The organism is Methylomonas sp. Uni0011 (genome assembly GCF_056850255.1).
Genome location: NZ_JBVVNO010000001.1, coordinates 296,850 through 317,737, shown reverse-complemented (window position 1 = coordinate 317,737; position 20,888 = coordinate 296,850). Strand labels below are relative to the sequence as shown.

The 20,888-nt window shown below is 55.5% G+C and carries 20 protein-coding genes; 12 read left to right on the top strand and 8 right to left on the bottom strand.

Going from position 1 to position 20,888, the window contains the following annotated elements; genetic code table 11:
- Nucleotides 1–112: 112 nt before the first annotated feature.
- Nucleotides 113–1,090, bottom strand: coding sequence for a polysaccharide deacetylase family protein (locus AC0IM9_RS01415; RefSeq protein ID WP_482802777.1), 978 nt, complete (start codon nucleotides 1,088–1,090; stop codon nucleotides 113–115).
- 14 nt (nucleotides 1,091–1,104) lie between these two features.
- Here AC0IM9_RS01415 and AC0IM9_RS01410 point away from each other — a divergent pair, with 14 nt between their 5' ends.
- The 3 genes from AC0IM9_RS01410 to AC0IM9_RS01400 all read left to right on the top strand — a co-directional run bounded on the left by AC0IM9_RS01410 (nucleotide 1,105) and on the right by AC0IM9_RS01400 (nucleotide 4,186).
- Entirely contained in the window at nucleotides 1,105–1,554 is a 450-nt protein-coding gene (locus AC0IM9_RS01410) for an SUF system Fe-S cluster assembly regulator (protein ID WP_140913401.1), read from the top strand.
- 14 nt (nucleotides 1,555–1,568) lie between these two features.
- Nucleotides 1,569–3,017, top strand: coding sequence for a Fe-S cluster assembly protein SufB (gene sufB, locus AC0IM9_RS01405; protein WP_482802776.1), 1,449 nt, complete (start codon nucleotides 1,569–1,571; stop codon nucleotides 3,015–3,017).
- Between the two features lie 383 nt (nucleotides 3,018–3,400).
- Nucleotides 3,401–4,186: a hypothetical protein gene (locus AC0IM9_RS01400; protein WP_482802775.1), complete on the top strand. Its 786-nt coding sequence runs from the start codon at nucleotides 3,401–3,403 to the stop codon at nucleotides 4,184–4,186.
- A 36-nt stretch (nucleotides 4,187–4,222) separates the two neighbouring features.
- Here AC0IM9_RS01400 and AC0IM9_RS01395 read toward each other — a convergent pair whose 3' ends face one another.
- Nucleotides 4,223–4,576, bottom strand: coding sequence for a hypothetical protein (locus AC0IM9_RS01395; RefSeq protein WP_482802774.1), 354 nt, complete (start codon nucleotides 4,574–4,576; stop codon nucleotides 4,223–4,225).
- Here AC0IM9_RS01395 and sufC point away from each other — a divergent pair.
- The gene (gene sufC / locus AC0IM9_RS01390) at nucleotides 4,566–5,315 is read left to right on the top strand and encodes a Fe-S cluster assembly ATPase SufC (protein ID WP_482802773.1); all 750 of its coding nucleotides are present in this window, start codon (nucleotides 4,566–4,568) and stop codon (nucleotides 5,313–5,315) included. The two genes, AC0IM9_RS01395 and sufC, sit on opposite strands and share 11 nt — an antisense overlap.
- On the top strand, nucleotides 5,312–6,616 hold the full coding sequence (gene sufD, locus AC0IM9_RS01385; protein WP_482802772.1) for a Fe-S cluster assembly protein SufD: 1,305 nt from the start codon (nucleotides 5,312–5,314) through the stop codon (nucleotides 6,614–6,616). The genes sufC and sufD overlap by 4 nt, the downstream gene beginning before the upstream one ends.
- Before the next feature lie 9 nt (nucleotides 6,617–6,625).
- Here sufD and AC0IM9_RS01380 read toward each other — a convergent pair whose 3' ends face one another.
- Nucleotides 6,626–7,186: a Uma2 family endonuclease gene (locus AC0IM9_RS01380; protein ID WP_482802771.1), complete on the bottom strand. Its 561-nt coding sequence runs from the start codon at nucleotides 7,184–7,186 to the stop codon at nucleotides 6,626–6,628.
- Nucleotides 7,187–7,266: 80 nt separating this feature from the next.
- Here AC0IM9_RS01380 and AC0IM9_RS01375 point away from each other — a divergent pair, with 80 nt between their 5' ends.
- The 4 genes from AC0IM9_RS01375 to AC0IM9_RS01360 are packed head-to-tail and all read left to right on the top strand — an operon-like array spanning nucleotide 7,267 to nucleotide 10,046.
- Nucleotides 7,267–8,490 carry a SufS family cysteine desulfurase gene (locus tag AC0IM9_RS01375; RefSeq protein ID WP_482802770.1) on the top strand — a complete coding sequence of 408 codons (1,224 nt, stop codon included), beginning with the start codon at nucleotides 7,267–7,269 and terminating at the stop codon, nucleotides 8,488–8,490.
- A complete protein-coding gene (sufU, locus tag AC0IM9_RS01370) occupies nucleotides 8,490–8,945 on the top strand; it encodes a Fe-S cluster assembly sulfur transfer protein SufU (RefSeq protein ID WP_278212192.1) in 456 nt (151 codons plus the stop codon). Before AC0IM9_RS01375 ends, sufU begins: the two co-directional genes overlap by 1 nt.
- On the top strand, nucleotides 8,945–9,697 hold the full coding sequence (locus AC0IM9_RS01365) for a class I SAM-dependent methyltransferase (protein ID WP_482802769.1): 753 nt from the start codon (nucleotides 8,945–8,947) through the stop codon (nucleotides 9,695–9,697). The genes sufU and AC0IM9_RS01365 overlap by 1 nt, the downstream gene beginning before the upstream one ends.
- Nucleotides 9,698–9,731: 34 nt before the next feature.
- Nucleotides 9,732–10,046, top strand: coding sequence for a non-heme iron oxygenase ferredoxin subunit (locus AC0IM9_RS01360; protein WP_482802768.1), 315 nt, complete (start codon nucleotides 9,732–9,734; stop codon nucleotides 10,044–10,046).
- 22 nt (nucleotides 10,047–10,068) lie between these two features.
- On the opposite strand, the gene AC0IM9_RS01355 is transcribed toward AC0IM9_RS01360, so the two are convergent.
- From AC0IM9_RS01355 to ppc, 5 genes are read right to left on the bottom strand one after another with little or no spacing between them, the layout of a single operon-like run.
- Complete coding sequence (locus tag AC0IM9_RS01355) at nucleotides 10,069–10,509, bottom strand: hypothetical protein (protein WP_482802767.1); 441 nt, start codon at nucleotides 10,507–10,509, stop codon at nucleotides 10,069–10,071.
- 10 nt (nucleotides 10,510–10,519) lie between these two features.
- Nucleotides 10,520–11,932, bottom strand: coding sequence for a TolC family protein (locus tag AC0IM9_RS01350; protein ID WP_482802766.1), 1,413 nt, complete (start codon nucleotides 11,930–11,932; stop codon nucleotides 10,520–10,522).
- Nucleotides 11,929–13,284: an HlyD family secretion protein gene (locus AC0IM9_RS01345; RefSeq protein WP_140913782.1), complete on the bottom strand. Its 1,356-nt coding sequence runs from the start codon at nucleotides 13,282–13,284 to the stop codon at nucleotides 11,929–11,931. The genes AC0IM9_RS01350 and AC0IM9_RS01345 overlap by 4 nt, the downstream gene beginning before the upstream one ends.
- Nucleotide 13,285: 1 nt before the next feature.
- Complete coding sequence (locus tag AC0IM9_RS01340) at nucleotides 13,286–14,944, bottom strand: ATP-binding cassette domain-containing protein (protein ID WP_140913783.1); 1,659 nt, start codon at nucleotides 14,942–14,944, stop codon at nucleotides 13,286–13,288.
- Between the two features lie 27 nt (nucleotides 14,945–14,971).
- Nucleotides 14,972–17,770, bottom strand: a complete 2,799-nt coding sequence (ppc, locus tag AC0IM9_RS01335) for a phosphoenolpyruvate carboxylase (protein WP_482802765.1) — start codon at nucleotides 17,768–17,770, stop codon at nucleotides 14,972–14,974.
- Between the two features lie 109 nt (nucleotides 17,771–17,879).
- Between ppc and AC0IM9_RS01330 the strand changes: the two genes are divergently transcribed.
- The 3 genes from AC0IM9_RS01330 (at nucleotide 17,880) to prfB (ending at nucleotide 20,877) form a co-directional block, all read left to right on the top strand.
- Nucleotides 17,880–18,827: a LysR family transcriptional regulator gene (locus AC0IM9_RS01330; protein ID WP_482802764.1), complete on the top strand. Its 948-nt coding sequence runs from the start codon at nucleotides 17,880–17,882 to the stop codon at nucleotides 18,825–18,827.
- Between the two features lie 94 nt (nucleotides 18,828–18,921).
- Nucleotides 18,922–19,710, top strand: a complete 789-nt coding sequence (lgt, locus tag AC0IM9_RS01325; protein ID WP_140913786.1) for a prolipoprotein diacylglyceryl transferase — start codon at nucleotides 18,922–18,924, stop codon at nucleotides 19,708–19,710.
- A 69-nt stretch (nucleotides 19,711–19,779) separates the two neighbouring features.
- The gene (gene prfB, locus AC0IM9_RS01320; RefSeq protein WP_140913788.1) at nucleotides 19,780–20,877 is read left to right on the top strand and encodes a peptide chain release factor 2; all 1,098 of its coding nucleotides are present in this window, start codon (nucleotides 19,780–19,782) and stop codon (nucleotides 20,875–20,877) included.
- Nucleotides 20,878–20,888: the final 11 nt, after the last annotated feature.

The following is a 20,888-nucleotide window of genomic DNA, read 5'->3' as shown; positions in this document are numbered from 1 at the left end:
TTGAAAGGCCTTTGAATTTCAAAGGCCTTTTTCGTTTATAGCGCTATTAAATGGCGTTTCCTAAGTCCGTCTTGATTTGGCTGCGTTGGATATTTAGCGCGGTTCGGCTTGTTCAAACCATATCAAATTGGTGATTCAGTCGGCTCAAGATGCGTTTCATGTAATACCTGCTGATTTTCTGCCAAGAGACGTCGTTATCCACAAAGTTTAATTTGCGGGCCAGCAGGCTCGGGCTGTCGCCGGAATAAACGGTGATGCGTTTGATTAGAAGCGGGTTGCTATCGGGTTCTCGCCATCCGGGTTGTGTAGTGCATGCCAGCTTGTATCCCGCAAGCTTGGCTGCTGCTAACGAATCAGCGTTGAAGCGGCCGAAGGGGTAGGCCAGGCTGTTCACGGGCGCGGTCAAAAGTTGCTCCAGCAAGGTTTTGGCTTGGTCGAATTCTGCAAGTTGCTGGTCATGGTTAAGTAACGAAAGATCCGGGTGTGAGTGGGTGTGCGACGCGATTTCCATTCCCGCAGAATGCATTTCCAGCAATTGGCCCGGGTCGAGCATCCGGGTTTGCTGGGACTGTCCGCCCAGCCAATGCGCGTGGCCGCCGATACAGTCGGTAGTAATGAACCAAGATGCTTTCATGTCTCGTTCGACTAGGGGTAAAAAAGCCCCCTCGTAGTTGTCTTTATAACCGTCATCGAAGGTCAGAACTACGCTTTTCTCCGGCAGTAAATGCGGCTTATCCAGGTCTCTGAACAGAACGGTATTCCAACCGTTTTGCTTCAAGTATTTCAGGTGCTTGGCGAACAGGCTCGCCTCAATCGAATATACCGACTCCGGTTTTTCGCTCGGGGTGCCGTGGTACATCAACACGATGGGGCTGCGAATGTGGGGCATGGTTGAGGCTGTAAGAGGTCCAGGTTTTGGGGGGATGGATAAACGTGTCTTGCAAGCCTGCAAGTATAACAGGGAAGGCCGGCTTGGAAGTTTGCCGGCACCGTCACCGCGGGCGGGTTTCGATCCTTGTTGGGGGGAAAATTGCGCGCAAATAACCAAGCGCTTTACTTGGTTATTAAATAAGACTAAAATGGTCCCCATTGTGGAGGGTGCGGATGTTGCGATTGAGCAAGCTGACTGATTATGCAACGGTAATCCTGAGTCATATGGCTCGGGAATCGGGTCGTTTGCACGGAACGTTCGAATTGGCCGAGGTTACCGGCATCGCTCAGCCGACCGTCAGTAAGATATTGAAAACACTAATGAAGGCTCAAGTCGTGGTTTCGGTGCGCGGAGCTAAAGGCGGATACGCCTTGGCGCGAGAGCCGGACAGAATTACCGTTGCTGCCATTATCGGCGCACTGGAGGGGCCGATAGCTTTGACCGAGTGCAGTGCTTCACATAAGGGCTGCGACCAAGCCAGCGGTTGCCGAATACAAGGCAACTGGCATTTGATAAATCAAAAAATCGCCAATGCGTTGGAATCGATTACGCTGGCAGACATGGTGTTGCCGTTTAAACCGCCGGAAGAAGTGTATATTCCGGTCAATCAACTGTTTCGATAAAAGTACTAAAGCCTATGTCCACCTCCGCTAAAGAAATCGAAAACCTGATCAGCCAGGAATACAAACAAGGCTTCGTCACCGAGTTGGAAGCCGATACCTTTCCGCCGGGATTGGACGAAGACGTTATCCGTCGTCTGTCCAAAGTTAAAAACGAACCGGAATTCATGCTTGAATACCGGCTAAAGGCGTTTCGCCATTGGCAAACCATGAGCGAACCGGACTGGGCACAACTAAAGATCGATCCGATCGACTACCAAGCCATCAGCTATTACTCGGCGCCTAAGTCCAAAAAAGATAAGCCCAAAAGTCTGGACGAAGTCGATCCGGAATTGCTGGAAACTTACAAAAAACTTGGGATTCCGCTGGATGAACAAGAGCGGCTGGCCGGAATCGCGGTTGACGCGGTGTTCGACAGCGTATCGGTCGCCACCACCTTTAAAGGCAAGCTCAAAGAGGCCGGGGTGATTTTTTGCCCGATTTCCGAAGCGCTACAGGAGCACCCTGAACTGGTCAAACAATACCTCGGTAGCGTCGTACCGGTTGGCGATAACTTTTTCGCCGCATTGAACTCGGCAGTGTTTACCGACGGTTCCTTCGTTTACATCCCCAAAGGTGTGCGTTGTCCGATGGAATTATCGACCTATTTCCGCATCAACGCCGCCAACACCGGCCAGTTCGAACGCACCTTAATCATTGCCGACGAAGGCTCGCACGTGTCCTATCTGGAAGGCTGCACCGCGCCGATGCGCGATGAAAACCAGTTGCATGCTGCCGTGGTGGAATTGGTCGCGTTGGACAACGCCCAGATCAAATATTCCACTGTACAAAACTGGTATCCCGGCGACAAAGACGGCGTCGGCGGTATCTACAACTTCGTCACCAAGCGCGCCGAATGTCGGGGTCGTAACTCCAAGGTATCGTGGACCCAGGTGGAAACCGGCTCGGCGATCACCTGGAAGTACCCGAGCTGCGTGTTGTTGGGCGACGATTCGGTCGGGGAGTTTTACTCGGTAGCCTTGACCAACAATCTCCAACAGGCCGACACCGGCACCAAGATGATCCATATCGGCAAAAACACCCGCAGCACCATCGTGTCCAAGGGTATTTCCGCCGGCAAAGCGCAGAACACCTATCGCGGTTTGGTCAAGGTCGCCAAATCCGCCGAAAACGCCCGCAACCATACTCAGTGCGATTCGCTGCTGGTCGGCGATAAATGCGGCGCGCATACCTTTCCGTATGTCGAGGTCAAACAACCGTCGGCCCAGATCGAACACGAAGCGACCACCTCGAAAATCAGCGAAGACCAATTGTTCTTTTGTCAGCAGCGCGGCTTGTCGGCGGAAGACGCGGTGTCGATGATCGTGAATGGGTTTTGTAAGGAAGTGTTTAAGGAATTGCCGATGGAGTTTGCGGTGGAGGCGCAGGCGTTGTTGGGGATTAGTCTGGAAGGGGCGGTTGGTTAAAAGGTTTTTCGTTCCATCTCCCTCAGGGAGAGGGCTAGGGTGAGGGCGATTTTAAGGTGTCGCTATCGCGACGGTTTGTTTTAGAGTCGGGTCTCGGCCCGACGGCCGAGTAACTTTTCTTTGTTTGGCCAAAGAAAAGTCACCAAAATAAAAGCCACCCGGAATTCCGCCTTAATCCTACGCGTCTCGTTTTTGGCGAGGGTTTTCGAAAGGGCCATCCTTGGCCCTCCGAAAACGAGCGGCATCCCTGCCGCTCCCCTGCGGGCCGATCTCGCCAAAAGCTGCGATGCTCGGGGCGGAATAACGGGAACAACCCCCTCGTGAGATTGAAAGTATTTGGATGAATTGGATGTAAGATGTTTTTAGCGATATAGGAGTTTATCGTGATTGTATTTTTAGAAAATAATTGGCTTTCAATTGTTTCTATTTTGATCGGTATTATTGTTTCGTATGTTTTTTATAAGTTTCAAAAAAATGATTCGATATCTGCATCTGTCGAGAGAAAACGACATGCCACTGATGAGTTAATTGATCTGGTCGAAAGTTACATAATTAATAAACAACAATTCTCTGAAGACATTATTGAAAATCTCATTGCGGCAGCTGAACGTAGCTATTCAGTAAACTTGAGAGCTAGCTGCACTGCGATTTCTATTCTTCAAGATGTGGCTTTTAGACTTCAGCGTAGTCGGCATTTGGATTTGAAACAAAAGGCCGAGTATTCGGAGAAAATTAATCAGTCAATTTTAGAAATCAGAGAACAATCTAAGCCGATTCATTCAGTCATGTTTGATTTTGAAATTAAAGATAAATTTTTTGAGCTAGCGCGTTATCTGGAGCCGGGAAGTGAGACAGAGGCAAACGAATTGTTTGAGCAGATAATGGAGCTTGTTGATAAGCATGTGGCTACCTCATTAGACAGTTATCAAACGGATGCCAGTTTCAAGCGTCTACGGGTAATTACCTCGGTGTTAATGGGTTCTGTTGTGTCCCTCGTTGCTTTTGGTATTGGAATTAAATTGGTGCCAGATTTAAATGCCTTAGATAGTATAAAAAGATTTATATCAGTTTTTGTTCCGGCGGTTCTATTAGCTGGTGGAGTATCACTAGCTATTGAGGCGATTGGTTTTTATCGTAAGAGAAGGAGTAAATCGCTTAGGTCTGAGTAGCAAAGCATAATCGGACCTAATCAGATTTTTGAAATTTTAAATACGGGGATGTTTTTCCCCGTATGCCGCGCCGAGCACCGGAGCTTTTGAACGGATCAGTCCGTAGGGGCGCCGCAAGGATGCGGCGCGTTGCCGAAGGGGCAGGAAGCCCCTTTCGGCAACCCCGTTCAAAAGCGAGGAGCGCAGGGAATAAGCGGCATCCGGGTGTCTTTTCTTTTGGATACTTTTCTTTGGACAAGCAAAGAAAAGTATCTCGCCTGTCGGTGCGAGAACCGACTTACAAAACGCCGTCGCGTCAGCGACACAAATTAAAGATTTAAATGCTGGGTTTCGCGTTGCTCTACCCAGCCTACATTTTAAAAACTTAGGTAAAAAACGTATGCTCAGCATAAAAAATCTCCACGTCACCATCAACGACAAACCCATATTAAAAGGTCTAACCCTGGACATAAACCCAGGGGAAGTTCACGCCATCATGGGCCCTAACGGCGCCGGCAAGAGCACCTTGTCGCACGTGCTGTCAGGCAAACCCGGTTACAGCGTCACTGAAGGCAGCGTGACTTACGACGGGAAGGATTTGCTGGATATGGACCCGGAAATCCGCGCCCGCGAAGGGGTGTTTTTAGCGTTCCAATATCCGGTCGAGATTCCCGGCGTCAGCAATATTTATCTATTGAAGGCGGCCCTGAATGCGATGCGCAAGCACAAGGGCCTGCCGGAAGTCGATGCGATGGATTTTCTGACCATCGTCAAAAGCAAGGTCAAGTTGTTGCAGATGGACGAGAAATTTTTGTACCGCGCGGTCAACGAAGGTTTTTCCGGCGGCGAGAAGAAGCGTAACGAGATTTTGCAGGCAGCAGTGCTGGAGCCGAGATTGTGCATCCTCGACGAGACCGATTCCGGCCTGGACATTGACGCGTTGCGGATTGTGTCCGACGGCGTCAATTCGCTACGTGCCGCCGAGCGCTCGTTCTTGATGATCACCCATTATCAACGCCTGCTGGATTACATCAAACCCGACGTGGTGCACGTCCTTGCCGACGGCAAGATCGTCAAGTCCGGCGGGCCGGAGCTGGCGTTGGAGCTGGAAGAAAAAGGTTACAGCTGGCTGGAAGGGCAAGCCGCATGATCGCCGCCGAACAATCAGCTTATTCTTATTTGGCGGCCTATCAAGACTTGGCACCGTCGTTGCCGGGTGTCGATCTGCCATGGTTGCAGCAACTGCGTGCCGAAGGTTTGGCTGCGTTTGCCGAGCGCGGTTTTCCCAATATTCGCGAGGAAGAATGGCGCTACACCAATCTGTCGGCGTTGAACAAAACCGTGTTCGCGCCGGTTGCTGAACAGGGCATTGACGAGGCTTGGTTACAGTCATACCGCCTGAAAGACGCTTATAGCGTGGTGTTGGTTAACGGTCGCTATGTTGCCGGTTTGTCGGCTTTGTCCGGTTTGAACGACGGCGTCAGCGTGCGCAGTTTGGCCGAGGTGCTATTTCAAAATCCGGATTTGGTCGCCGGCAAATTGGGTCAAGCGGTTGCCGCTAGCGAACACAATCTGGTCGCGTTCAACACCGCCTGGTTCGCCGATGGTGTCGTGATCGAGGTTGCCGCCAAGCAGCAATTGGATAAACCGTTGCAGATTCTGCACGTGGTGACCGAGGCCAACGCGCTGGCCGTCAGCCGCAATCTGTTCCTCGTCAACGACCAGGCCGAAGCGGAAATCATCGAAACTTACGTCGGCAGTGCCGACAGCTATTTCACGGTGTCCGTCAACGAATGTCTGTTGGGCCGCAACGCCGGTTTGACTTTGTACAAAGCGCAATTGGAAGCCGCCAAGGCGCAGCACTTTGGCGGTACTTACGTCAAACAAGCGCCGGATAGCCGTTTTGCTCACCACAATTTTGCACTCGGCAGTTTGCTGGCGCGTAGCGATATTCATAGCGATCTGGACAAAGCGTCGGAATGCAGCTTGAACGGCTTGTTCGTCGCCAGCGGCCGCCAGCATTTGGACAATCACACGCGCATCAATCATTTGCAGCCGCACGGTATCAGCCGCGAGTTTTATAAAGGTGTGCTGGATAACAAGGCGCGTGGTGTGTTTCAGGGTCGGGTAGTCGTTGCGGAAGGCGCGCAACACACCGATTCGGAAATGAATAACCGCAATTTGTTGCTATCGGCCGATGCTGAGGTCGATACCAAACCGCAACTGGAAATTTACAACGACGATGTCAAATGCTCGCACGGCGTCACTGTCGGCCAGTTGGAAGAAAAGTCGGTGTTTTATCTGCAATCGCGCGGCGTCGATGCGGAAACCGCACGAAACATTTTGACCTTCGCTTTTGCCAATGAAATGGCGGATAAGGTGGAGAATGCCGAGTTGAAGGGCTTGCTATTGCAGGAGTTATTGGCGCGGTTTCCGGCGATGAGTTTGTAGGACCAACGTCTATAAGATGTCGGCGACCCGAACCTGAATCTCCGGCAGAGCAACCAGATTGACAGTGTCTGCCTTGGCTAACGTCGTTTGCTCCTGGTAATCGCCATCGTCGGGTTGCCGGTAGATTTCCAGGCAGTTGTCGATCAGATTGACGATCCAATACTCGGGGATTTGGTGGGTGGCGTACAAACGGCGTTTTTGCTCGCGGTCGAAACGTAGCGTGCTGTCGGAAACTTCGATCAGCAATAGCACATCGCCAGCCTTGGGGTGTCGGGTGGTGTAAAAATCGGGGTCGGGTTTTAGCAATAAAAAATCCGGTTCCGGTTCGGACAGGTCGCCAAGTTGAACGGGATTTTGCGAATTGACAATGGCTCGGCCTTGAACGCGCAGCGTTAAGGCATGAATGAGTCGGGCAACATGCCCGGCATGATTAAAGCCAATCGGTGCCATATGCAAAATTTCTCCTTCGATCAGTTCCAGGCGCGCTTCAGGCGGAAAAATCCCGGCCTCGCCCATGCGATGCCACTCGGCGATGTCGGTGAGGTGTTTTTGCGGGAAAACGGCGACCATAGTTTTATCCAATGAACGAATCGACTGAATCGATTCTAGTGTTTAGAAAAGACGAAATCAATTAAACCAAACAGTTAGCGATGAGCACATTTCCAATCGAACACATCCGCGCCGACTTCCCCATCCTCGGTGAAAAGATCCGCAATAAACCCCTGGTTTATCTGGACAATGCCGCAAGCTGCCAAAAGCCGCAAGCGGTGATCGATGCCATCGTGCATACCTATAGCCACGAGTACGCCAACATCCATCGCGGTGTGCACACGCTCAGCGTCAAGGCCACGGATCGCTTCGAGGCGGCGCGGGAAAAAGTCAGGGCGTTCCTCAACGCCAACAGCGAAAAAGAAATCATCTTCGTGCGCGGTGCCACCGAAGCGATCAATCTGGTTGCGCAGAGTTACGGCAAGTCGCATCTGAAAGCCGGCGACGAAATCGTGATTAGTGCGATGGAACATCACGCCAACATCGTGCCTTGGCAGATGCTGTGCCAGCAGATCGGCAGCGTTTTAAGAGTCGTGCCGATCAATCAGCAAGGCGAATTGCTGTTCGATGAGTTCGAGAAGCTATTGAACGCCAACACTAAGTTGGTCGCCATCACTCACATGTCCAACGCGCTGGGTAGTATCAATCCGGTCGAGAAAATCATCGCAGCCGCCCACGCCAAAGATATTCCGGTGTTGCTGGACGGCGCTCAGGCGATTCCGCATATGCCGGTTGATGTCCAGGCGCTGGATTGCGATTTTTACGTATTTTCCGGCCACAAACTCTACGGCCCGTCCGGCACCGGCGTGTTGTACGGCAAGCAAGCCCTGCTGGAAGCAATGCCGCCGTATCAAGGCGGTGGCGACATGATTCGGCAAGTGACCTTCGAAAAGACTACCTACGCCGGACTGCCGCACAAGTTCGAAGCCGGTACCCCGGCGATTGCCGAAATCATCGGGCTGGGTGCCGCGATTGACTACGTCAGCGCGATTGGCATGGACAACATTGCCGCTTACGAGGCTGAATTGCTGGATTACGCCACCGAGCAAGCCCGGCAAATCAAAGGCCTGAATATCATCGGCCAGGCCGAGCATAAGGGCGGCATCCTGTCGTTCACGCTGGACCACATCCACCCGCACGACATAGGCACCATGCTGGACAGCTTGGGTATCGCCGTGCGCGCCGGTCATCATTGCGCGATGCCGGTCATGGATTTTTACGGCGTGCCGGCCACGGCGCGCGCGTCATTTGCCATGTACAATACCCGGCAAGAAATCGATATTTTGATGCAAGGCATCAAGTCCCTAATTGAGGTGTTTGGCTAATGTTTGACGAATTACGCGACCTATACCAAGAGGTCATCTTCGACCACAACCGCAACCCGCGCAATTTCCGCATCATGGACGATGCTAATCGGCGGGTGGACGGTTTTAATCCGCTGTGCGGCGACAAGCTCACCTTGTTTTTGAAAATCGGCGGCGACCACGTGATCCAGGATGCCAGTTTCCAAGGCTCCGGCTGCGCGATTTCCACCGCGTCGGTGTCGCTGATGACCGAAATTATCAAGGGCATGAGCGAAGCCGAAGCCGAAGCCTTGTTCAAGCAGTTCCACGAAATGACCACCGGCAAGACCGAGGACATCAACCTGGAAGCGATCGGCAAGCTGGCGGTATTGGCCGGCGTGCGCGAATATCCGGCGAGGGTCAAATGTGCGACCTTGGCCTGGCATACGCTGGATGCGGCGTTGAAGAATCAACAGGAAGCCGTTTCCACGGAATAGTGTCTGGGCACAAACTCGCCGTATTGCGCGGCGACGCGCTCCGCGACGCCAGGCTGGCGCAGCATTTGGCTGTCGACCTGGTGGACTTGGAACAAGCGTTGGCCGGTGATGGCGATATTTTTTTGGCTTACCGAGACGGTTGTCTAAAACTGCTGGACCGACAAAACCTGAAAAAAGGTGGGCTGGCGGTCGAAGTCGATCCCCGCCCCGGCGAACAGCATTCCTATCCCGCCCCGAAAAAAGATTTGCTGGCGCAGGCGGTTGGTAAGAAAAGCCATACCGTGGTCGATGCTACCTGCGGTTGGGCCCAAGACAGTCTGGTCTTGTTTCGGATGGGTTATCAAGTCACCTGCATCGAGCGTTCGCCAGTAATGGCGGCGTTGATTGCAGATGGTTTCGAACGCTTGGCGCAAAAGGATTGGGTGCTGCGCCGCGAATTGCAACCACCGCTACTGCTAGTCGGAAACGCCATCGAGTTAATGGCGAACCTGCCGGAAGCGCCGGACTGCATTTATCTGGATCCGATGTTCCCGGTGAAGCGCAAGCAATCGGCGGCGACCCGCAAGTCAATGGCTATGCTGCGCGATATTCTCGGCGATGATCTGGATCGGCAACAATTGTTCGATGCGGCCTGGGCCGCGACCGGCAAACGGGTGGTCGTCAAAAGTCCGGATTACGCCGAGTCGCTGGGCGGCAAACCAAACGAGAGTTTGCAGGGCAAACTGCTCCGTTACGATGTGTATTTGAAATAGACGAAAGTCGTTTTACCCAACAAGCGAGAACAGCATGGCAGAGTGGATCGATGTACTGGCGGCCTCGGCGCTGGCCGATGGCGAACATGTGGTGGTGGATGTCGACGGCGACGATGTTGCCGTGTTCAACATCGGCGGCGAGTTTTACGCCATTGCCGATGTCTGCACCCACGACGGCGCCGAGATCGCCAGCGGCGAACTGGACGGCGACGAAATCGTCTGTCCGCGTCACGGCGCCCGGTTTTGCGTCAAGACCGGCCAGGTTAAATGCGCGCCGGCTTACGAGGATGTCGCCACGTTTCCGGTGCGGGTCGAGGCCGGTCGGCTCCAGGTCGCCGCGCCGGAATGAGGCGAGCCGAAATGGCTGGTTGTCAAACCAACATATAGCCGACGCTACCGGCCAAAAAGGCGAATTCCACCGCCAACAACTGCGTTTTCTGCAACACCGGCAACATCTCCCAGTAGCTTTGCCAGCGTTCCCGCAAGCGCACGTAGCATTCTATGCAGTAGCGTTTGGCCCGCTTCAACCAGATCGGCAAATGCCGGACGATCCGGTACAAAATGCCGGCAGCGATGGCGCAACTGCTGTAAAACACGATCATTTGCGCCTGGAACTTGCTGAAACCGAAAACGTGCGTCAACAACTCTTCAATGGCAAAGGCTAAGCTTTCGTAAACGGTATGAACCGCCACGCCGAAAAAGTGCAAAGTTTCGACAGGGAATTTGACGCAGACGATTAACCCGCCGACCAACACCAAAGTCTTAACTACCGTTGTTCTAGAAAAATCGGCTCTATCAAACTTTCTAATCATACTCATCACCTCATTGTGAGTAATCCAAAGGTGCGGCGACCGCGGCCTGAAAGTCGGCATGGGCCTTGAACAGGCTGGCTGCCGCATCGGCGGCTTGCAGCGTCGCGTCGCCGCTGGCTATTTCACGTAGATTGACAAATAACAAAGTCGTTTCACCCCATTCGAAGCGAGTGCGTTCCCCTTCCTCCAACTGACGGGCCGCTTGCCGCTGCTGTTCGCTCAGCGTTAGCCGTTGGCGGGCGGCGTTCAAGGCTGACAGCACATCCTTCACTTCAGCATTGATCCTGTCCTCGGTGCCGGTACGCTCCCAGCGCAGACGCTTTAAATTCGCCGCTGCCGTTTGCGCCCGACCGCCGGCGACCCGTTGTTGTAGCGGTATATCGACATTCAAACCCAGATAGAGTTCGTCGCGGTTCAATTTTTCTTTGGCATAACCGATATCGCTGGCGCCCATCACCGAGAAATCCACGGCCGGATTGCGCTGGTTGTTTTGCAAAGCCAGTTCGGTCTCGGTCTGCTGACTCTGCAATTCCAAACGTTTCAATTCCGGCCGTTGGCTGCGGGCCAAATGAGCGGCGTTTTCGAAATCCGCTTCAATTTTCGGCTCGCGTTCCGGAAAGCCGCTCGGCAGCAACTCGTCGGTGGGCAATTGCGGTTGGCCGTCGGCGTCGCGCCAATACAAAGACAATTGAATCGCGCTTTGCTCCAGCATACGTTTGGCGGCAACCAGTCGCTCGCGGCGCTCGATGATGGCCCGCTGGTTGTCTAGCGCTTCGAAATCCGGAATATCGCCGGCAGCGACTCGCTGCAGAATGCCGTCGTTACGCTGTTCGGCAATTTGCAGCAGTTGCGCCGCGGTGCGGGCGCGCAGACCGGCCAAGACCCAGTCCCAATAGCGGTGGCTGGCCTGGCGGCGCACTTCCAATAAAACCTGATCGAACTCGTGGTTGGCGATCAATTTGCCGAGTTCGGCCTGTTGCAAACTGGCGCGGCGGCGGTCGATCTCGCGGTTGCGCCACAACGGGATGTTGACGCCGATTCGCGCCTCACCGTCGTCGGCAGTCTGGCTTTTGCCTTCGTAGACCGGATATTGGCCGGTGCCGCGCCGCCAGCCGCCGAAAAAAGTCGCGCCCCAAAGGGGCGTCGGTTGTTCGATCACCACATCGTAATTGCGACTCTCGTACATGCCGGCCACCGACCAGCGGTTTTGCGATTTCAATAAGGTATCGAAGCCGCCTTCTGCGGTTTGCAGCTCGCCGTCGGCGACTTGCTTACGCTGCTCCGCCGCCAGTAAGCCTGGAAACGCCCGCAAAGCCGCGTCCAACACTTCCGCCAAAGCCAGCGGCCGCGGTGCGGGCGCTGGCTCCGCCGAGGCCAGCAGCGGCAACCAGACTAAGATCAGAATCGCTGCTCTGGTTTTCATTCTTTTTTCTCGCCACTATCGGCTTTCTTGTCATCGCCTTTACCGGCGTCCTTGACTTCGGGCTCCGGCAATACCAGCGGCGGGAAGCCGTTGAAGATCCGCCACAATTCGTAGCCCAGCGTGACTTGGCCGAGCAAGACCCAACCGTTGACCCTTACGCCTTGGCGGAGAAAGCGCACTTCCGGCCAAGGAATGTCGTCCGGATCGGGTTGCACCAGGATCCGAAAATGCCCCTTGCCGTCGTCGGTGGCGTCGATCAGCACTACCTGGCCGCCAAACGAACCGATCGAAAATTCGGGCCAGCCACCGAACTGGATGGCGGGATAACCTTCAAATTGCAGCCGTACCTTGCTGCCGGAGACGATCAGCGGCAGGTCGTTGCCGTCGACCCATAATTCCACTGCACGCTGGTCGGTGTCCGGCACCAGGATCGCCAGCGGCTGGCCGGCCTTGACCATTTCCGCATTCGGGTTGGCCAGCAAGCGCAATACCGTACCGTCGCGCGGTGCGGTGATGGTTTGGGTTTGCTGACGAGCCAGGCGGGTTTCCACCTTGAGTAAGTCGGCGCGCAAATAATTTTGGTCTTCGATGGCCTTATTCAGCTCGGCGCGGGCTTTTTCGACGCTGGCCGTGGTGTCGGCGGTCAATTTGCGCAGATCGGCGCCCACCGCGTCGACTTCGCTCTTGGATGCCGCCAGTGCAGCGTGGGCGCGGTCGAGATCGGCGCTACGTTGTGCCATTTCCAGTTGCGCCAGCTCCAGTGTCCGCCGCGAGGCCAGACCTTTGTCTTGCAATGTCTGTTGGCGGGTCAAATTCAACGACGATGTCAAGCGGGCTGCACTGGCGGCTTCGGCGCCTTGCGCGGCTTGGCGTTGGCGTTGGCGAGCCATTTCCAGTCGCGATTCGGCTGCGGCCAGGGCTTGGGGTCGAGCCTGTTCGGCCATGCGCAATTGTTCCCGAAAGGTTTCCACCCGGTTGTCGATCGCGGTTTGCCGGCCGAGCAAGGCCTGGCGTTCGCTCTCCAGCCGTTGCAGCAGCAGCGGGTCGTTGTCGCGTAACTCGGCGAGCACTTCGCCGGCCTTGACCCTGCTGCCTTCCTTGACCAGCCAGCGCGAGATGCGGCCTTCCACCGGAGCGCCTACGGTTTGTTGGCGGTCGCCGGGGATATAGGCGACGACGCGGCCGATACCGCGTACGTTCTGCTGCCACGGCGTCAGTAGCAGCAGGATCAGCAGCACGAGTAGCAGCAACAACAAGGAACGGGCGATTTTGCCGGCGATCGGCGCGGTGATCGCGTCGCGCAAATCGCCCAATCCGGTGTTGGCTAGCCAGTCATCGGTGTTGCTGTGCATATCATTCTCCCTTGGTATCGTTTTCGACCAAACGGCCATCGGCCAGCATGACTTGGCGCCGAAAGTGCGCCAACACCAGCGGCTCGTGGCTGACGACCAGTAAAGTCCATGGCGCATTGGGCGCCGTTAATGCTTCGAGCAGAACCGGCAGATAACGAGTGTCGATGCGGTCCAGAGCCTTGTCGATCAACAACAAGTTAGGGTTGCCGGCGATGGCCCGTGCCAGGGTCAGTCGTAATGCTTGTTCGTCGTTCAGCGGGCCGCCTTGCGGACAAAGTTCGGTCTGCATGCCCTCGGGCAGCGCCGAAACCGTCTCCAGCAGGCCGACTTGTTCCAGGGCTTGGCGAAGCTTTACCAACGGTAAATCACGTCCCAGGCTCAGGTTCTCGGCAATTGTCGCTTCTACCAGCTCGGTATGGCGAACCAGAGAGACGTGGTCGCGTAATTGGCCCAGGTTCAAATCCCGTAAGTCATGGCCGTTCAACAAGATCTGGCCGGCGCTCGGAGTGCGCAGGCCGCAGATGGTATCCAGCAAGCTACCGCGTTCGGCGCCGGTGCTTATCGCCAGTTTGTCGCCGGCAGCTAAAAGCAAATCCAGACCGTTGGCGCCGTCGCAGTAAGGGCTGTCCGGCAAACAGAGTTGGCGGATTTCCAGCCGGTAGGCAGACTCGGTAATTTCCGGTTGTCCGTCTTGCGCCGTTTCTTGTGGTAGATCCAGCAAATAGCCGATCTTGTCGACGCTGGCGACCAGTTCATAGAAGTTATCCAGGTTTTTGCCGAGTCGGGTCAGGCCGTAGACCATGGCGTTGACCACCAACTCGGCGGCAATCAACTGGCCCAGGCTGAGCTGGCGTTCGATCACCATCCAGCCGCCCATGCCCAATAAGGCGGTGTTGGCCAGGGTATGCAACACCAGAGCGCCTATGTTCTGCCTGGACAGAATTCGGAAGTGAGCAACGCAGGCTTCGAGGTAGTGGTGGGCGAACTTTTCGGTTTGCTGGTCGACGAACTCGGCGCCAGCCCGGCTTTTGCCGAGCAAGGGATTGGCGGCGATATTTTCCAGCCAGGCGGCGGCCGCGTATTTGGCTTTGGATTGTTCGATCGCGGTCGGAATCCCGCGTTTGCCCATCACGAACAGAATCAAGTACAGGGCTGCGACCAGGAATAAATCGAAGGCCAGTAGCAAAGGGTGGTAAAACGCCAGCAATATCATGCCGATCAGCGTTTGCAGCAGATAACCTAGGGTTTCCAGCAGCAAGGATGCGGCGGTCTTTTGCAGCGAGACCACGTCGAAGAAGCGATTGGCCAGCTCCGGCAAGTACTGGTGGTCGCGCACCGACATCACAGCGTTGCGTAAGCGTTGGGCCGATGTACCGAATAAGCGTACGAACAGCCGCCGCTGTAGCATCTCCACGACGTAAAACTGTAGCGCCACCAGAGTATTGCTGAATGACAGCAATACCAGCAGGATTAGCGTCAATACCACCAGGGGTTGCAACAGCGCGCCGAAGGCGATGGTGTTTACCAGTGCCTGTACCGCGATCGGCGTGGCCAGCGACATCAAACCGATACCGACGCCGTAGGCCAGCAACGAGCCAATGTCCTCGCGTTCGGCCAGCATGAGCTGTTTCAGGCGGTGTAGCGGATTTGATGTAGCCATAGTGTTCTCCGTAACGGACTAGCAAGATTAGCCGGTATTGCGCATACCGGCCGCGATAGCGTTGATGGTACGTAGCAATGGCTTCATCGCGGCTATTTCTTCGCCATTGTCTTCCGTTTGTCTGACCGCCTTGAGCAGATCGGCCTGCAAAAAGTTCAAGGGACCCAGATAATCGTTGCGCCGATGTAAAGAAGCAGCCAGCTCCGGATTATCGGCCAGCAGTTTGTCGCTTTCGGCAATTTCCAGAATCCAGTCCACGCAACGGCGGTGCTCGGCGGCGATCAAGCCATGGATACGCTTGCCGACTTCCGGATCGGCGCACAAGGCGGCGTACTCGCGGGCGATGTCCATATCCGATTTGCTTAATGCCATCTGCGCGTTGCTCAGCAGATTCCGGAAGAACGGCCAGGTGCAGTATAACTCGCTCAGAGTTTTCAGCCGCTCCGGTTTGCCGGCGCACCAATTTTCCAGGCTGGAGCCGATACCGTACCAGGCCGGGAAGGTCTGCCGGGATTGGGCCCAGGCGAAGACCCAGGCGATGGCCCGCACCGATTTTTTCGAGCGATCCTGCTTTTTCCGGTGCGACGGCCGCGAGCCGATGTTGAGTTGACCGATTTCGGTGACCGGCGTGGTTTCGTAAAAATAGTCCAGGAAACCGGGCGTATGTTCGGTCAATTGCCGATAGCCGCGCTCGCCCAGGGCAGCCAGTTCGCTCATGATCGCCAGCGATTCGGCCCGGTCCGGGGCGACCGGCTGCACCAGGCTGACGCTGGCTTTCATCAAGCCGGTGATGCCCATGGTCAGTTCGTAGACCGCGGTTTCCATATTGTTGTAGCGGTAGAATAACACTTCGCCTTGCTCGGTGAATTTAATCTGGCCGCGCACGGTAGCCGGCGGTTGCGCAAGAATCGCCTGGTGGGTGGGGCCGCCGCCGCGGCCGACGGTGCCGCCGCGGCCGTGGAATAAACGACAGGGGATGCCTTCGCTGTCGCTGATTTCCATGACCAGTTGCTGAGCCCGGTAGAGGCCCCAGGCCGAGGCTAGAATGCCGCCGTCCTTGCAGGAATCGGAATAGCCCAACATCACTTCCTGACGCTGGCCGTAAGCCTGTTGCAACGCGCGGTAGACCGGCTGCGCCAGTAAGGTGCGCAAAACTGTGTCGATATGGCTTAAATCTTCGATAGTCTCGAATAAGGGTGACACGCCGACATGGCAATACCAACGGCCGCCGATGCGGCCGGCCAGGCCGGTTTGTGCGGCTAACAGCAAGACCTCCATGATGTGGCTGGCCGAGTGGGTCATCGAAATCACGTAGCGGCTGAAACAGTCGGCGCCGATTTCCCGGCGCATGTCGGCCATGACTTGAAACACTTCCAGCGTTTCCCGTGTGGCGTCGCTCACCAGCCGATTGTCGTAGCTCAAGCTGCCGGGCGCGGCGATCGCTTCGCCCAACAATTGCAAGCGTTCCGATTCTTGCAGGCTGTGGTAGTCGATTTGCAACGCCAGGGTAAATATTTCCGCCACCGCATCGCTATGCCGAGTCGATTCCTGGCGCACGTCAAGCTGCATCAGATGGAAGCCGAAGGTCTCGACCAGCCGGATCAAGTCCAGCAGCTCCAGGTCGGCTACCGCTTGATCGCCGTGGCTGATCAATGACTCGCGGATCAGCCGCAAATCGGCTAAGAATTGCGGGGCGCCGGCGTAGGCGTGAATATCGCTGGCGCCCGACGTTTGCTCGATGCGCTGTTCGACCCGGTTCAATGCCGCTTCCAGCCGGTATTTCATTAAGCTTAATTTGTGGCGGTAGGGTTCTTGGCGGCAGCTGAGTTCCAATGGAATTGCAACGTCGCCCAGCAGCTCGCGTTCGTGTTGCAGGCTTTGCAAAAACGCTGCAGTGGGTTGGCACAAGCCGTACGAATAAGACAGTTGTTCGCGTAGCGCGGCGACCCGGGCGATGTAGGCTTGCAAGACGGTGCGGGTCTGCATCCGCAAAGCCAGCGCGGTGGTTTCCGGTTTGACGTTAGGGTTGCCGTCGCGGTCGCCGCCGATCCAGGAACCAAAGCTGAGGAAATTGGGGATTTTGACCGCGGCCGCGTCGGCGCCGTAGACGTCATGCAGGGCGCGCTGGAAATTGCGGTACACCCGGGCGGTGGCTTCGAACAACGACAGCGGAAAGTAATACAAGCCGGCGTCGATCTCGTCGACTACGCCCATGCCGCGGGCGCGTACCTCGTCGGTCTTCCACAGCAATTGGATCTGGCTGTGCAGCCGCTCCAGCACTTCGGCCCGGAAATAACCTTTCAACCGCGGGTCGTCGAGTTTCTCGTGGCTCAGAAAGATGTTGCGTAATGCGCCGCGAACCGCCCGCCGCTTGGCTTCGGTCGGATGCGCGGTCATCACCGGCATATAGCTCAAATTATCGAGTAAACATTGCAATTGGCCGACATCGACGCCGGCCTGACGCAAATTCAGTAAGGTATCGTGGAACGAGCCCGGCCAAAAGTGCTTGTCGTTTTCGGCCAGGCGCCGGCGCTGGTGCAAGTTGGCTGATTCCTCAGCGATGTTGAGCAGACTGAAGAACATGCTGAAGGCGCGGATCACTTCGGTTTGCGCCTCGGGCGGCAGCTTGTTCAGCGTGTCCGATAACTGTCGGCGGCGGCTGGCGCTATTGTCGCGCTGTAACGCAGCGAATTGGCGTTGCAGTTGCTCGACCATGCCGGAGATGTTGGGGCCGGCTTCGGTCTTAAGTACTTGCGCCAGAATTTGTTTCAGTAAGCGGAAGTTGCTGCGCAGGGCTTTGTCGTCGTATGTCTGGGCGGTGGTCATGGGTAGTCTCGCAAAAAATTTGTCTTGACCAAAAGATATGCCTTGTTAAAAAAATAGTAAAATCGGATAAATAAATTTATTTCATAGAAAATAACGATGTATTAAGGCCGTGGATCGAATCAATTACCAGCATCTTTACTATTTTTGGGTCGTTGCTAAACATGGCAGCATCAGTGCCGCCTGCGAGGTATTGCATTTGGCCCAGCCTACCATCAGCGGCCAATTGGCGATATTCGAACAGGCCGTAGGCTGCCAATTGTTCGTCAAACAGGGGCGGAAATTGGTATTGAGCGATACCGGGCGTGCGGTATTTCACTATGCGGAGGAGATATTCAGTCTGGGGCGCGAGTTGACGCACATGCTGAAAGGCGGCGGCGGCCGCGGCATGCGCCTGAATCTGGGTATCAGCGATGCATTGCCTAAATTGTTGTCTTACTGTTTGGTCGAGCCTTTATTGCGGATGGCCGAGCCGGTTCAGATCCATTGTCTGGAGGACAAGACCGAGCGTCTGCTGGCGGAGCTGGCCCTGCACGGCGTGGATCTGGTGTTGTGCGACGTACCGGCCACGCCGGCCAGCGGTGCCCGAGTATTCAACCATTTTCTGGGCGAGTCGCAGGTGGCGATTTTCGCCGCTCCGGCGCTGGCCGAACGTTACCGCCGCGACTTTCCGCGTTGTCTGAACGGCGCGCCGTTTCTGTTGCCGACGGCTAATACCGCATTGCGCCGCTCGTTGGACCAATGGTTCGATGTCAATCAAATCAGTCCGACGGTGCAGGTCGAGGTCGAAGACAGCGGCTTGTTGAAGACCTTCGGCGCCGGCGGCAGCGGCTTGTTTTTCTCGCCGCTGGCGGTGGCGGAGGCGATCGAGAACCAATACGGAGTGCGCACGTTGGGCATCGCCGACGGCGTGGTCGAGCGGTTTTATGCAGTGACCGCACAGCGGCGGCTGAAGCATCCGTTGGTGAATACGATTTTGGAGCAGGCGCAAAAAGGCTTGTTCGGCTTGTTGTCCGATACTGCGCCCGTTTCGGACTCGGCCACTGTTAGCCGCGCTTAGGCGGCTTCGCTGAGGCTCGGTTCGGGGCGGCCGATTTGCCCCGGTTTTTGTAACCTAGTAACCTTTAACGATCTCAACCAAGCGCGTCACTGTCATGGAACACTTGATCTGGAATATCGATCCGATTCTGGTCGATTTCGGTTTTTTAAAAATTCGCTGGTATGGTTTGTTGTTTGCCTGCGGTTTCGTCGGCAGCTTTTTGACCATGCAATGGATTTACCAGCGCGAAGGCAAGAACGTCGAGGAACTGGATACCTTGCTCTGGTATATGGTGATCGCGACCATCCTCGGCGCCAGGCTTGGGCACACGCTGATTTACGATCCGGGTTATTACCTGTCGCACCCGCTGAAAATCCTGGCGGTATGGGAGGGCGGCTTGGCCAGCCACGGTGCCACCCTGGGCATCATTCTGGCGTTGTATCTATATCGGCGCAAATACGGCGATAGCTATTTCTGGTTGCTGGACCGGGTCAGCATTCCGACTGCATTGGCCGGCGCCTTGATCAGAATCGGCAATTTTTTCAATTCCGAAATTCTGGGTATCCCGACTGCGCAGCCGTGGGGTGTGGTGTTTTCTCGTGTCGACCACTTGCCGCGCCATCCGGTGCAGCTTTACGAAGCGTTTTGCTATCTGCTGGTTTATGTCGTTTCATTGCGAATTTATACCAAGCGCGGCGGCCAGCCCGGCTTCGTATTCGGCAGCTTTATTGCGATGCTGTTCAGCGTCCGTTTCGTACTGGAGTACTTTAAAACCGAGCAAGCCATGTACGACAACGGTATGGCGATCACCACCGGCCAGTTGTTGAGCGTGCCGTTTGTATTGGCCGGAATCGGTTGTATCGTCTGGTCGTTCCGCACGCGGGAATCCAAACCGGTCGGCTAATCGTTTATAATCACCGGTTTTTTATCTGCGCCGGGTTCTTTGCCCGGCGTTTTGTTTGAGCATAGGTTCATGCAAGAAATTAATCCGATTAAATACAAGATTGCCGATCTGCGCGAGCGTAGCGCCGGGTTGAAGAACTATCTCGATTTCGACAGCAAAAGCGAACGGTTGGTGGAAGTTTTGCGCGAACTGGAAGATCCGGCGATCTGGAACAAACCGGAACAGGCGCAGGCGATGGGTAAGGAACGGGCGATGCTGGAAGGTATCGTCAATACCATCAAGGATCTGGAGCAAGGCCTGAATGATGCCGAGGAGTTGTTGGCAATGGCGGTCGAGGAAAACGACGCCGATACGGTCGATACCGTCGCCAGCGATCTGGAAGGCTACGAGAAACAGGTTGCCAATCTGGAATTCCAGCGCATGTTCAGTGGCGAAATGGACCCCAACAACGCGTTTCTGGATATCCAGGCCGGTTCCGGCGGCACCGAGGCGCAGGATTGGGCATCGATGATAGAGCGCATGTATTTGCGCTGGGGCGAGGCCAAGGGCTTTAAAACCGAACTGATCGAAGAATCGCCGGGCGATGTGGCCGGCATCAAGAGTGCGACGATTAAATTCGAAGGTCCGTATGCCTTTGGTTGGCTGCGTACCGAAACCGGCGTGCACCGCTTGGTGCGCAAATCGCCGTTCGATTCCGGCAACCGCCGCCATACTTCGTTCGCGTCGGTTTTCGTCTCGCCGGAAATCGACGATGATATCGAAATCGACATCAACCCGGCCGATTTGCGGATCGACGTGTATCGCGCCAGCGGCGCCGGCGGCCAGCACGTCAATAGAACCGAATCGGCGGTGCGGATTACCCACGCGCCCAGCGGCATCGTCACCCAATGCCAAAGCGACCGCTCGCAGCACAAGAACAAAGACACGGCGATGAAGCAGCTCAAGGCCAAGCTGTACGAGATGGAAATGCTGAAACGCAGCGAAGGCTTGCAGGCGATTGAAGACTCCAAATCCGACATCGGCTGGGGCAGCCAGATTCGCTCCTACGTGCTGGACCAATCGCGGATCAAGGACCTGCGCACCAACGTCGAAACCGGCAATACCCAGGCAGTATTGGACGGGGCGTTGGATCAGTTTATTGAGGCGAGCTTGAAGAGCGGGTTGTAAAACGAACCTTA

Bases quoted from the DNA above. Each gene is read 5' to 3' on its own strand.
- AC0IM9_RS01415 (WP_482802777.1), bottom strand. From the start codon at position 1,090: ATGGGGACCATTTTAGTCTTATTTAATAACCAAGTAAAGCGCTTGGTT.
- AC0IM9_RS01410 (WP_140913401.1), top strand. From the start codon at position 1,105: ATGTTGCGATTGAGCAAGCTGACTGATTATGCAACGGTAATCCTGAGT.
- sufB (WP_482802776.1), top strand. From the start codon at position 1,569: ATGTCCACCTCCGCTAAAGAAATCGAAAACCTGATCAGCCAGGAATAC.
- sufC (WP_482802773.1), top strand. From the start codon at position 4,566: ATGCTCAGCATAAAAAATCTCCACGTCACCATCAACGACAAACCCATA.
- AC0IM9_RS01395 (WP_482802774.1), bottom strand. From the start codon at position 4,576: ATGCTGAGCATACGTTTTTTACCTAAGTTTTTAAAATGTAGGCTGGGT.
- sufD (WP_482802772.1), top strand. From the start codon at position 5,312: ATGATCGCCGCCGAACAATCAGCTTATTCTTATTTGGCGGCCTATCAA.
- AC0IM9_RS01380 (WP_482802771.1), bottom strand. From the start codon at position 7,186: ATGGTCGCCGTTTTCCCGCAAAAACACCTCACCGACATCGCCGAGTGG.
- AC0IM9_RS01375 (WP_482802770.1), top strand. From the start codon at position 7,267: ATGAGCACATTTCCAATCGAACACATCCGCGCCGACTTCCCCATCCTC.
- sufU (WP_278212192.1), top strand. From the start codon at position 8,490: ATGTTTGACGAATTACGCGACCTATACCAAGAGGTCATCTTCGACCAC.
- AC0IM9_RS01360 (WP_482802768.1), top strand. From the start codon at position 9,732: ATGGCAGAGTGGATCGATGTACTGGCGGCCTCGGCGCTGGCCGATGGC.
- AC0IM9_RS01355 (WP_482802767.1), bottom strand. From the start codon at position 10,509: ATGATTAGAAAGTTTGATAGAGCCGATTTTTCTAGAACAACGGTAGTT.
- AC0IM9_RS01350 (WP_482802766.1), bottom strand. From the start codon at position 11,932: ATGAAAACCAGAGCAGCGATTCTGATCTTAGTCTGGTTGCCGCTGCTG.
- AC0IM9_RS01345 (WP_140913782.1), bottom strand. From the start codon at position 13,284: ATGCACAGCAACACCGATGACTGGCTAGCCAACACCGGATTGGGCGAT.
- AC0IM9_RS01340 (WP_140913783.1), bottom strand. From the start codon at position 14,944: ATGGCTACATCAAATCCGCTACACCGCCTGAAACAGCTCATGCTGGCC.
- ppc (WP_482802765.1), bottom strand. From the start codon at position 17,770: ATGACCACCGCCCAGACATACGACGACAAAGCCCTGCGCAGCAACTTC.
- lgt (WP_140913786.1), top strand. From the start codon at position 18,922: ATGGAACACTTGATCTGGAATATCGATCCGATTCTGGTCGATTTCGGT.
- prfB (WP_140913788.1), top strand. From the start codon at position 19,780: ATGCAAGAAATTAATCCGATTAAATACAAGATTGCCGATCTGCGCGAG.